Annotated in this window: 11 protein-coding genes; 4 read left to right on the top strand and 7 right to left on the bottom strand. The window is 30.5% G+C overall.

The genetic code is table 11. From position 1 onward, the window contains the following. Positions 1-24 precede the first annotated feature (24 nt). Genes AC5SMR_RS02435 through AC5SMR_RS02405 form a run of 7 tightly spaced genes read right to left on the bottom strand, consistent with a single transcriptional unit; the run spans position 25 to position 8,380 of the window. Positions 25-738 (bottom strand): RNA methyltransferase, encoded by a 714-nt coding sequence (locus AC5SMR_RS02435; protein WP_494577247.1) that lies wholly within the window; start codon positions 736-738, stop codon positions 25-27. Next, a complete protein-coding gene (gene cimA / locus AC5SMR_RS02430; RefSeq protein WP_494577246.1) occupies positions 738-2,339 on the bottom strand; it encodes a citramalate synthase in 1,602 nt (533 codons plus the stop codon). Before cimA ends, AC5SMR_RS02435 begins: the two co-directional genes overlap by 1 nt. Next, complete coding sequence (cysS, locus tag AC5SMR_RS02425; protein WP_494577245.1) at positions 2,336-3,697, bottom strand: cysteine--tRNA ligase; 1,362 nt, start codon at positions 3,695-3,697, stop codon at positions 2,336-2,338. Before cysS ends, cimA begins: the two co-directional genes overlap by 4 nt. 45 nt (positions 3,698-3,742) lie before the next feature. Then, positions 3,743-4,480: an NAD(+) synthase gene (gene nadE, locus AC5SMR_RS02420; RefSeq protein WP_494577244.1), complete on the bottom strand. Its 738-nt coding sequence runs from the start codon at positions 4,478-4,480 to the stop codon at positions 3,743-3,745. Between the two features lie 39 nt (positions 4,481-4,519). Next, positions 4,520-5,899: a class II 3-deoxy-7-phosphoheptulonate synthase gene (locus tag AC5SMR_RS02415; RefSeq protein WP_494577243.1), complete on the bottom strand. Its 1,380-nt coding sequence runs from the start codon at positions 5,897-5,899 to the stop codon at positions 4,520-4,522. 35 nt (positions 5,900-5,934) lie between these two features. Continuing rightward, complete coding sequence (glmS, locus tag AC5SMR_RS02410; protein WP_494577242.1) at positions 5,935-7,755, bottom strand: glutamine--fructose-6-phosphate transaminase (isomerizing); 1,821 nt, start codon at positions 7,753-7,755, stop codon at positions 5,935-5,937. Position 7,756: 1 nt separating this feature from the next. Then, the gene (locus tag AC5SMR_RS02405) at positions 7,757-8,380 is read right to left on the bottom strand and encodes a DapH/DapD/GlmU-related protein (RefSeq protein WP_494577241.1); all 624 of its coding nucleotides are present in this window, start codon (positions 8,378-8,380) and stop codon (positions 7,757-7,759) included. A 70-nt stretch (positions 8,381-8,450) separates the two neighbouring features. On the opposite strand from AC5SMR_RS02405, the gene AC5SMR_RS02400 reads away from it, so the two are divergent. Genes AC5SMR_RS02400 through AC5SMR_RS02385 form a run of 4 tightly spaced genes read left to right on the top strand, consistent with a single transcriptional unit; the run spans position 8,451 to position 12,713 of the window. Continuing rightward, entirely contained in the window at positions 8,451-9,140 is a 690-nt protein-coding gene (locus AC5SMR_RS02400) for an HAD-IA family hydrolase (protein WP_494577240.1), read from the top strand. A 50-nt stretch (positions 9,141-9,190) separates the two neighbouring features. Further along, entirely contained in the window at positions 9,191-10,693 is a 1,503-nt protein-coding gene (locus AC5SMR_RS02395) for an MmgE/PrpD family protein (RefSeq protein ID WP_494577239.1), read from the top strand. Further along, a complete protein-coding gene (prpB, locus tag AC5SMR_RS02390) occupies positions 10,693-11,589 on the top strand; it encodes a methylisocitrate lyase (RefSeq protein ID WP_006996772.1) in 897 nt (298 codons plus the stop codon). The genes AC5SMR_RS02395 and prpB overlap by 1 nt, the downstream gene beginning before the upstream one ends. Beyond that, a complete protein-coding gene (locus tag AC5SMR_RS02385; RefSeq protein ID WP_494577238.1) occupies positions 11,589-12,713 on the top strand; it encodes a bifunctional 2-methylcitrate synthase/citrate synthase in 1,125 nt (374 codons plus the stop codon). The genes prpB and AC5SMR_RS02385 overlap by 1 nt, the downstream gene beginning before the upstream one ends. The last annotated feature ends 44 nt before the right edge of the window (positions 12,714-12,757 follow it).

The raw sequence follows: 12,757 nt of genomic DNA, 5'->3' as shown, positions 1-12,757 counted from the left end.
TAAACTTACTCATTATTTTGTCAATCAACCTTTTTTGGACAAACTTGCAAATACACTGGATAAAATACGTGTTTCTTTCTCAGAAAGCTCCATTTTAGAAAAAATACTTCTTAAGTTTTCAAGCATAATAGGTCTCTTCTCCAAGGGTTTAAAAAAGTGTTTTTCCTCTAGTTTTTTGATGCACAAGTTAGTCATAGCTTGAATATCCTTTTTGCTAGCTAAGGTTACTTTTTTTGATTTAGAATATTTTGCACCCTTTAAATCAATAATGCTTGCTACAGTATGGGCAATAATAATAACACTATGTGACAGGTTTAAAGATTTAAAATCAGGGTTAGTTGAGATCTGCATGGTGTAATTAGCATAACTGATCTCATTATTAGATAAGCCAGACGCCTCAGAGCCAAATAAAAAAGCTATCTTTTTATTAAAATCAATTTTTTTTAAATCATCTAAATTAATATGTTTAATATTTTTATTTCTAAATCTTGCAGATGTTGCAATAACGTAATCTACTTTTTTTACAGCAGATTCTAAAGTTTCATATACTTTAGCATTAATAATTAGATCTTTTGCACCAACTGACGTTGCTAAAATTTTATCATTTGGAAAAATTGGTTTTGGTTTAACAATAACTAGCTTTTTAAAATTAAAGTTTTTAAGAGCTCTCGCACAAGCTCCAATATTTTCAGATAATTGGGGTTGATGTAAGATAAATGATATATTGCTAAAAGACATTAAAGACTTGCTGGAGCTTTATCTTTAAATAATTTATAATCTAAACTATCCACCAATGCTTTAAATGAAGCATCAATTATATTTGCTGAAACACCAATGGTGAACCAATTTTTGCCTTTTGAGTCTGTGCTTTCTATTGAAACTCTAGTGATTGCCTCAGTACCTGTATTTAAAATTCTAACTTTATAATCAACTAATTTTAAATCTTTTAAATATTTAGAGTATTTATTTAATCGATCTACATTTTGTCTAATAGCATTATCTAGTGCATTAACAGGACCATTTCCTTCACCGGTACACATAATTTTTTCACCATCAACTTCAAGCTGAGCTTTTGCAGAAGAAACAATTGTGCCTGATGAATCTTTTTTAACAGAAACATCATATTCTTTAATCAATATATACCTTGGTATTTTGCTAATAATCCTTCTGGCCAATAATTCAAAAGATGCGTCAGCACCATCATAACTATAACCTATAAATTCTCTATCTTTTACTTCATCTAAAAGTTTTTTAATTTTAGGGTCACTCTCCTCTATTTCTATACCAATAGTTTTTAATCTTGAGATTATATTGGATTTTCCAGATTGATCTGAAACTACTATGTTTCGAGAATTTCCAACTTCTACTGGATCAATATGTTCGTAAGTTTTTGGATCTTTTTGAACCGCTGATACATGAAGGCCACCTTTATGAGAAAAAGCAGCAGCACCAACGTATGGAAGATGTTTGTTAGGTTTTCTATTTAAAATCTCATCTAACAATCTAGAGCATTCTGTTAATTTTTTAATATTGTCTGGTTTAATTTTTAATTCAAAATTAGTTGCAAAATCTTCTTTTAAAAAAAAAGTAGGGATTAGTGACATTAAATTAGCATTACCACACCTTTCACCTAAACCATTGATGGTTCCTTGCACCTGTCTAACTCCAGCCCAAACTGCAGCTAAAGAATTCGCAACTGCATTACCAGTATCATTGTGTGCATGTATCCCTAAATTTTTTCCAGGTATAGTTTTAGAAACTTCTGTAACTATTTTTGTAATTTCATGAGGTAAGGTTCCACCGTTAGTGTCACATAAAACAATCCACCTTGCTCCCTCATCAAATGCTGCTTTAAGACATGATAAAGCATAACTTGGATTAGCCTTGTATCCATCAAAGAAATGCTCTGCATCAAACATGAATTCTTTATTCTCTTTAACGAAATGTTTAGCTGTCTCTTTAATGTTTTCTAAGTTTTCTTCATTAGAAATACCAAGTGCTATATCAACATGAAAATCCCAAGATTTTCCTACAATACAAACTGCCAGTGTGTTTGAGTTTAAAAGCGCTGATAGTCCAGGATCATTATCGGCACTGCGACCAGTTCTTTTAGTCATACCAAAAGATGTTAGCTTAGCATTATTAAATGAATGTTTTTTCTGAAAAAATTCGGTATCTGTAGGGTTTGCACCTGGCCACCCACCCTCAATATAATCAACACCTAAATTATCTAAAGCTGAGGCAATTTTTAATTTATCATCTACAGAAAAGTCTACACCTTGTGTTTGTGCACCATCTCTTAGTGTTGTATCAAATATAAAAAGTTGTTCTTTGCTCATTTTAGTTTCCAAATTGTTTTACCATCTTTGTCTTCTATTAAAACCCCTTTATCTAAAAGCTTATTTCTAATGATATCAGCTTCTTTATAATTCTTATCTTCTCTTGCTTTGTTTCTAAGTGAAATCATTTCTAAAATGTCATCTTCACTAATAGATGATTTTTTCTTTTTAAATTCAATCCACTCTTCTTTTGTTTTATTTAAAATACCAATAAAATTACAAGCTAATACAAATAAACTTTTCTCTTCATTTCCTCCTTTTAAGGCCTTATCATAAAGTTGATGTAACTTTGCAATGTAGCCAGGTGTATTCAAATCATCGTATAATGGAGACAAAATATCTTCATCTAAAACTATTTTGTCTTTTGGGGGTAAATAAACTTCATACCATTTATCAATAGTATTTTTGCAATCTTCTAAGAGCTTTTCGTTCCAGTCTAATGGTTGTTTGTAGTGAGCACTCATAAGAGCAAGTTTTAAAACTTGTCCGTCAACATTATCTTTAAAATCTTTAATCTTAAGTATGTTGCCAGTTGATTTAGCCATTTTTTCATTGGACATAGTAATAAATGCGTTATGGATCCAATAATTTGCAAAAACTTTACTATCATTGGCACATCTTGATTGTGCAATTTCATTTTCATGATGTGGAAAAATTAAATCAATTCCTCCACCATGAATATCAAATACGTTTCCTAGGTATTTCTTTGACATTGCAGAACATTCTAAATGCCAACCAGGTCTTCCTTTTCCCCAAGGAGAATCCCAAGAAGGCTCATCATCCTTAGAGGGTTTCCATAAAACAAAGTCTTCTGATTTTTTTTTATTATCTGAAACTTCTACTCTAGATCCTGCAATTAAATCTTCTAATTTTTTATTCGATAGCTTTCCATAATCATCAAATTTGCTAACTTCAAAATAGACATGGTTGTTTGCCTCATAGGCAAAATCTTTTTCTATTAAAGTTGATATCATTTTAATCATGAGATCAATATGATCTGTAGCTTTTGGTTGTTCTGATGGATTATCTAAATTTAAGTAATTACAATCATCATTAAAATCTTTAATAACATTATTTGTCAATTCAGATATTGAAAGATTTTTTTCTTTTGCTGATTTAATTATCTTATCATCAACGTCTGTAATGTTTCTTATATAATTTATTTTATCATGACCATATTTTGATTTTAAAACTTTGAACAAAATATCAAAAATAACAAGAGGTCTAGCATTACCAATGTGTGGATTGTCATAAACGGTTGGACCACATACATACATTCCAATATTTTCTTTATTTATTGGAACAAATTTTTCTTTTTTATTATTTAGATTGTTTGTTAAAAAAATATCCTTGTTCATTATCTTAGAATTATACTTTAATTATAGATTTGTGAATCTATAAGATTAGTTGGGAATCTTGCAAACTGGGATTGGTTCCATTTTATGCAAGTTCATCTTTCTTATTTTTTCGTATTTTTGACGATTTATTGAATTAACATTGTTCATAGCTTCTTCTAATTCCTCGTATTTAAGACCTAACTGACCTTCATCAGTTCTGCCATCATCCCATAATCCATCTGTTGGAGCAGCATCAATTATCTCTTGAAGAATATTAATAGATTTACCTATTTCCCATACTTCTGATTTATTGCAATCCGCAATAGGAGATATATCAACTCCACCATCTCCATATTTTGTATAAAACCCTACTCCAAAATCCTCAACTTTATTTCCAGTACCAACTACAATACCTTTGTTTGTAGCTGCTACTTGATAAAGAGTAGTCATTCTAATTCTTGCTCTAGAATTTGCCATACCAAGTTCACTATCAAAATTAGATAACGTACTCTCAAACGTTTCAAATAATTTATCTAAATTTATTGTGTGCGCTTCAACATTATCAAAGTTTTTAACAAGCCATTCTTGATGTTTTAAGCTTAAGTCATGTTGTGATGATTTTTGTTTAATGGGCATTGATAATACAATTGTTTTAATACCTGTCATTGCGCTCAATGTACTTGATACAGAAGAATCTATTCCCCCAGAAATTCCAATGATTAAAGATTGAGCCTTAATTGGCATCTTGTTCACATAATCTTTAATCCAATTACTTATAAATTGTGCTTTTTCTAATGGTTTCATTTCCTAAAATTTAAACGAAATTTTATTCAATACAATGGTTTAAGATGCCGCTTTAATATTTTTTTTAGAATAAGCAGCATTTTTTTTAATCTCATCAGAAATTAAAAAAGCTAACTCTAACGCTTGGTTAGCATTAAGTCTTGGATCGCAATGAGTATGGTAACGGCTAGATAAATCTTGGTCAGATATTTTCTGAGCACCACCTGTGCATTCCGTAACATTTTGACCGGTCATTTCAATGTGTAATCCACCTGCATAACTTCCTTCACTTTGGTGGCATTCAAAAACATTTTTTACTTCTTTGACAACACTATTAAAGGGTCTTGTTTTAAATCCAGTTGTAGCTTTAATTGTATTTCCATGACAAGGGTCGCATGACCATATTACATTTAAACCTTCTTTTTTAATTGCTCTAATTAATTTTGGTAAAAATTTAGAAACATTTTCATGGCCAAATCTAGAAATTAAAGTTATTTTACCTTTTTCATTATTTGGATTAATTTTATTACAAAGGTTTATCAAGTCTTCAGCTTTTAATGTTGGTCCACATTTAATTCCAATTGGATTTTCAATTCCTCTACAAAACTCAACATGTCCACCATCTAGTTGTCTTGTTCTATCTCCTATCCAAACAAAGTGAGCTGAGGTATCATGATATTCACCTGTTGTTGAATCTACTCTTGTCATTGCTTGTTCAAAAGGAAGTAATAAAGCCTCATGTGAAATCCAAAAATTTACTGTTTTTAATCTTCTATTAAAGTCAGAATTAATTCCACAAGCATCCATAAATGCTAAGGCATCTGCAATTCTATCTTCTAAATCTTTAAATTTTTTAGCAGCAGGTGTGTTTTTAATAAACCCTAAGTTCCAAGTATGTACTTTTTTAAGATCAGCAAAACCTCCGTGGGAGAAAGCTCTTATAAGGTTAAGCGTTGATGCAGATTGAGAGTAAGCTTTAAAAAGTCTTTTTGGATCAGGAACTCTTGATTTTTCATTAAATTCCATTCCATTAATATTATCACCTAGGTAACTAGGCAGTTCAACACCATCAATATTTTCAACAGGAGAACTTCTTGGTTTTGAAAACTGTCCAGCAATTCTTCCAAGTTTAATAACTGGTAATGATGCCGAATAAGTAAGCACTAACGACATTTGCAGTATCAGTTTAAATGTATCTCTAATGTTATCAGGATGAAATTCTGCAAAACTTTCTGCACAATCTCCACCTTGTAATAAAAAAGCTTTTCCATCGACAACATCAGCTAATTGTTCTTTTAAATGTCTCGTCTCACCAGCAAAAACTAATGGTGGGAAATCTTTAATTTTACTTAAAACACCATCCAATTCTTTTTGATCAGGATATTCAGGAATGTGTTTTACAGGATAATTTCTCCAGCTATTTATTTTCCAATTTTTCATATTCAACCTAGGGGTGTTGTAGCAGAGTTTAATTATTATTCAACTGTGACTGATTTTGCTAAATTTCTAGGTTTATCAATGTCATACCCTTTTTTAAGAGCTGAATAATAAGCTAATTTTTGCAATGGAACAGTTAATAAAAAAGGCAACAAGTCATCATTGGCACTTTCAACTAATACTGTTTCCCAAATATTTTCTGAAAAAACTTCGTCTTTGCTCTTGTTAGTAATCAATAAAACTTTAGCCCCTCTTGCTATTACTTCCTGCATATTAGAAATTGTTTTTTTATAATAATTATCTCTTGGAGCTAAGACAACAACTGGCATTCCATCTTCAATTAAAGCTAATGGCCCATGTTTCATCTCACCTGCTGGATATCCTTCGGCATGAACGTAAGCTAATTCCTTTAATTTTAAGGCTCCTTCTAATGCAATTGGGTAAGAAAAGCCTCTACCTAAAAACATCGAACCTTTTGCATCAGTAAATGAGCTTGAGACTGTCTGGATTTTACTTTCTGTTAGTAAAGTTTGCTCGACTAACTTAGGTAATAACTTTAAGTCTTTAATTTTGTTTAAATATAAATCTTTATCCAAGTCTTTTCTTAAAATTCCTAATTTTAATACTAAGATATAAAGAACCAGCATTTGACCCATAAAAGCTTTTGTGGATGCAACACCAATTTCTTGCCCACAATGAATGGGTAAAACAAAGTTAGAATCTCTTGCAATAGAGCTTTCTATAACATTAACTACACTGCAAGTTTTCATATTATTTTTATTACATAAATCTAGAGCCGCATAAGTATCTGCTGTTTCACCAGACTGAGAAACAAAAATATATAAATTATCATCTTTAAATCTATTTTTTCGGTATCTAAACTCAGATGCAATATCAATTGTTACATCAAGTGTAGTATTTTCTTCAAACCAATACTTTGCCATTAAGCAAGAATGGTAAGCTGTACCACAACCAATTAAAGTAACTGAAGAAATTTCTTTAATATCCCATGGAAAATTATAGATGTTGATGTCGTTGTTAATTGTATCAACATACTCTTTTATACAGTTCTTTAATGTTGTTGGCTGTTCTTCAATCTCTTTTGCCATAAAATGTTTAAAATCACCTTTGTCATAATCCTGTTCTTTTGAAGATAATTCTAAAACTTTCTTATTAACTTTTAAGCCTTCTTCATCAAAAAACTCAACCTGGTCTTTTTTTATAATACAAAAATCTCCATCATTTAAATATGAAATTTTGTTAGTCATCGATTTTAAAGCATAAGAGTCTGAGCCTAGATAATTTTCGTTAGGACCATAACCAACTGCAAGTGGAGACCCTCTTCTAGCACCTACTATAAGATCTGGTTGATCTTTAAAAATTATACCTAAAGCAAAACTTCCATGTAATTGCTTAAGAGTTTCAATAATTGCCTCTTTTAAATCTAATTCTTTTAAATACTCTGTTATTAAATGAACAATTACCTCAGTATCTGTTTGAGATTTAAATACATGACCCTTGTTTATTAAATGCTTTTTTAAAAGTGTAGAATTTTCAATAATCCCATTATGCACAACTGATACACTCTCTGAAGAATGTGGATGTGCATTAATAGTATTTGGAATACCGTGCGTTGCCCATCTAACATGTCCAATTCCAATAGCGCCTGACATATTCTTAACAGCAAGATTTTTTTCTAAAATATCAACTCTACCTTCTGATTTTGCTTCACTTACAATTCCATTTGATAATGTGGCAATTCCTGCAGAGTCGTATCCTCTATATTCTAATTTTCTAAGAGAATTAATAATTGTAGATGAAACCGGTTTATTACTAGCTATACCTATTATTCCACACATTTTATTTTGTTCTTCTTTTGTAGTTTTTAACTTCTGTTTGAGCGCTTCTAGTTAAAGCTAATGAATTTTTTTTAACTTTCTTTGTAATAACTGATCCTGCCCCAACAATACTATTTTTTTCAAGAGTAATTGGTGCAACTAATGATGAGTTAGATCCTATAAATACATTATCTCTAATTTTTGTTTTACTTTTTTTAACACCATCATAATTACAGGTAATTGTACCAGCTCCAAGATTAACACCTTTACCCAATTCACTATCGCCAACGTACGATAAATGATTTATTTTTGATTTTTTTCCAACTGTACTTTTCTTAACTTCTACAAAATTTCCAATTTTTGATCCTTCTTCAAGAATAGTTCCTGGTCTTAATCGTGCATAAGGTCCAACTTCAACTTTATTTTTTATTTTACAATCTTCTAAATGTGAAAATGAATTGATAGTTACATTATTTCCAATTTTAACTTTTGGCCCGATGACAACATATGGATTAATAGTAACGTTTTTTCCAACCTTTGTATCTTTTGAAAAAAAAATAGTTTCAGGACCAATCATCTTTACTCCAGACTTTATAAAAAATTTACGAAGTTTTTCTTGTTCAGTATTAGAATTTATTTGTTTCATCTGGAAATATTTTTATATTAAGTGTATAGATAGCTTAATTCACAATTTATTTCTTAAAAATACTTTATTAATGACTCAAAAATACTCAATATTATTTGACCTAGATGGAACATTAGTCGATACCGCTCCTGATTTAATGAATGCTCATAATCATGTAATGAGAAAATATGGTTACCCTACCAAATCTACTGCTGACATTAGAAATTTAGTAGGTCAAGGCGCTGGTGCGATGATTGGTAGATCTATATGGGGACAAGCAAAAAAAGAGTTTGGTAAAATTGATGATCAAAAAATTAAAGCTGAAATGGTTAAAGATTTTGTTAATTTTTATGGAAAAAATATCATTAAAGAAAGCACACTTATTAACGGGGTAAAAGAATTTCTAAAATGGTGTAGAGAAAAAGAAATTTCAATGGCAGTTTGTACTAATAAACAAGAACACTTAGCAATAGATCTTTTAAAAAAAATTGGAATTTATGATTACTTTGAGTACGTTGCTGGTTCAGATACTTTTGATTATTGCAAACCCGATCCAAGACATATAACAAGTATTATTGAAATCATCGGGGGTGATGTAAAAAAATCTCTAATGTTTGGTGATAGTGAAACTGATGCAAATGCAGCAAAGGCTGCCTCTGTTCCTGTTATTTTATTAGAAAATGGTTATACAGAAAAAAATTCTAATGAAATTTACCATAATCATTTAATAAAAGACTTTATTGGTGTTGAAAAAATAGTTTCAGCTTACTTAAAAGATTGATTTAATTTTTTTTCTTACTATTAATAGGTTTGCACAATTAAGGAGGCCTAATGATTTCACATAAAGTTAAAGTTTACCCATCAAAAATTAATTTACCTAAAAAAAATCAATTAGCATGGAAAATTGCTGAAATTGCCTCTGATAATGCAAAGTTAGATAAGGCAGCCATTGAGATGGTTATTAATAGAATAATTGATAATGCTTCAGTTGCCATTGCTTCTTTAAATAGAAAAGCGGTTATCTCTTCAAGGGAAATGGCCTTAAAACATCCTAGAAAAAATGGTGCGAATTTATTTGGTATTGATTCAAAATTAAAATTTGATTGTGAATGGGCTGCTTGGTCAAATGGAACAGCTGTTAGAGAGCTTGATTTTCATGATACTTTTTTAGCAGAAGATTACAGTCACCCTGGAGATAACATTCCACCCATCTTAAGTGTTGCTCAACAAACTAAAAAAAGTGGACTAGATTTGTTAAGAGGAATTATCACTGGTTATGAAGTTCAAGTTAATTTAGTTAAAGGAATTTGTTTGCATAAACATAAAATAGATCACATAGCACACTTAGGACCAAGTGTTGCTGCAGGTTTGGGTGCAATGTTAAAACTCAACACTGAAACAATTTATCAAGCAGTTCAACAAGCTCTACATACAACAGTTTCAACAAGACAATCTAGAAAAGGTGAAATCTCTAGTTGGAAAGCTTACGCCCCTGCTCATGCTGGTAAACTTGCAATTGAAGCAGTTGATAGAGCAATGCGTGGTGAAGGTGCTCCAAGTCCTATTTATGAAGGAGAAGACAGTGTTATAGCTAGAATATTAGATGGGAAGAAAGCTTTATACAATGTTCCTCTTCCTAAGAAAAAAGAATCTAAGAAAGCGATACTTGAGACCTATACAAAAGAATATTCAGCTGAGTATCAGTCTCAAGCACTAATAGATATTGCTAAAAAACTTAATAAGAAAATTCCTAATTTAAATCAAATTAAAAAAATTGATATTCACACAAGTCATCACACTCATTACGTAATTGGAACTGGTGCAAATGATCCACAAAAAATGGATCCAAATGCAAGTAGAGAAACACTTGATCACTCTATTATGTACATTTTTGCAGTAGCACTTGAGGATGCTGATTGGCACCATGTTAAATCATATACCAAACAAAGAGCTAATAGAAAAAGCACTATAAAAATTTGGAAATCAATTACGACGTTTGAAGATAAAAAATGGACTAAAAAATATCACGATCCTAATCCAAAAAATAAATCATTTGGTGCAAGAGTTGTAGTTACTTTAAATAATGGTAAAAAAATTACAGAACAATTAGATAGAGCAGATGCTCATCCATATGGAGCACGTCCATTTAAAAGACAAAATTATATAAATAAGTTTTTAACGTTAACAGATGGTATTCTAGATAAGAAAGAGAGTGCTCGTTTCTTGAAAGTTGTTCAAAATCTTAAAAACCTGAAAGCTGGAGAGTTAAATAAATTAAACATCCAGGTTAAAAGAAGTCAGATAAAGAAAAATACAAAACAAGGAATTTTTTAGTGCATTTTGTAGAAAAAGAGCCCAGTCAAAAAAGAGCTGACTTTGTCAGTAAATTAAAATCAAATAAAATTTTAAGAGTGCCAGGTGCTTATAACCCACTAACAGCAAAACTAATTGAAGAAATTGGGTATGACGCTGTTTACGTATCAGGTGGAGTTATGGCTAATGATTTAGGATTTCCAGATATAGGTTTAACTACGCTGCAAGATGTGAGTACTAGATCTTATTTAATATCTAGAGTTACAAGTTTACCTACCATCGTTGATATTGATACTGGTTTTAAGTCTTGTGAAGAAACTATTAAAACTTTTGAAGAATTTGGGGTGTCAGCAGTTCACTTAGAAGATCAAGTAGAACGAAAAAGATGTGGTCACTTAGATAACAAAGAATTAATTTCAACTGAAGCAATGGTTAAGAAAATTAAAGAATGTGTTGCTGCAAAACAAGATGAAAATTTTAAAATTATAGCAAGATCTGATGCTAAAGGAGTTGAGGGAATAGATAAGATGATTGATAGATGTAAGGCATATATTGATGCTGGAGCAGAAATTATTTTCCCAGAAGCTTTACAGGATGAAAAAGATTTTGAAAAAGTTAGAAAAGAACTGTCCTGTTACTTGTTAGCGAATATGACAGAATTTGGAAAATCTAAGTTATTCAATTACAAAGAATTAGAAAATTTTGGGTATAATATTGTGATTTATCCAGTAACCACACAAAGATTGGCTATGAAAAATGTAGAAGATGGTCTTAGAGACATTTTTGTGAATGGACATCAGAACAACATTATTGATAAAATGCAAACTAGAAAAAGACTTTACGAGTTAGTAGAATATGAAAAGTACAATTCGTTAGATGAAAAAATTTATAACTTTAGTACGGAAGGACATGAATAATGAGTGATGATATTAAAAAAGGTTTACTAGGGATAGTTGTTGATGAAACAGAAATTTCAAAAGTTATGCCAGAAATCAATTCTCTTACTTATAGAGGTTATGCAGCTCAAGATTTATGTGCAAGATGTGATTTTGAAGAGGTTGCTTACTTAATTTTAAATAAAGAATTGCCTAATAAAAAACAATTAAAAGAATTTAAGAAAGAATTATCTAAAGAAATAACTTTATCAAAAAATTTATTAAATATTTTAAAAAAAATTCCTAAAAATTCTCATCCAATGGATGTTGCAAGAACAGCTGTTAGCGTCATGGGTCTTGAAGACAAAGAAACTAAAGACAGCTCTCCAAAAGCAAATTTAAGAAAGGCGATTAGAATTCTTGCAAAAACACCTACTGCCTTAGCAGCTTTTTACAGAGTTCGAAAAGGGAAAAAAATTATAGCTCCAAAGAAAAATCTTACTTTTTCTGGAAATTTTTTCCATATGTGTTTTGGAAAAGTTCCTGAAAAAGAAATTGTTAAAGCTTTCGATGTATCACTAATTTTATACGCTGAGCATAGTTTTAACGTATCAACATTTACTGCAAGAACTATTACCAGTAGTTTATCTGATATTCATGGAGCAATCACAGGTGCGATCGCTAGTTTAAAAGGTCCTCTTCATGGTGGTGCGAATGAAGAAGTAATGCACATGATGAAGAAAATTAAAAAACCTGAGAATGCTTTAAAATGGATTACGAAGGCTCTTAAAAACAAAGATGTAGTGATGGGATTTGGTCATAGAGTTTACAAAAGTGGAGACTCAAGAGTTCCAACTATGAGAGAATATTTTAAAAGAGTAGCTATTATTAAAAAAGACAAAACATTTGAAAAAATTTATGACATTGTTGAAAAGGTAATGATTAAAGAAAAGAATATTTATCCAAATGTTGATTACCCAACAGGTCCAACTTACCATTTAATGGGATTTGATACTGATTTCTTTACCCCAATATTTGTAATTTCAAGAATTACGGGTTGGTCAGCGCATATTATGGAGCAACATGCTGCTAATAAATTAATTAGACCTCTTGCAAGTTATAAAGGTAGTAAGCACAGAAAAGTTATTCAATTAAATCAAAGATAATTTTAAAAAACTTATCTCAAGACTATCTAATTTTTATACAGATA

The sequence above is a fragment of the Candidatus Pelagibacter sp. PS_28 genome (genome assembly GCF_059417885.1).
This window is presented reverse-complemented; position numbering and strand designations above follow the sequence as displayed.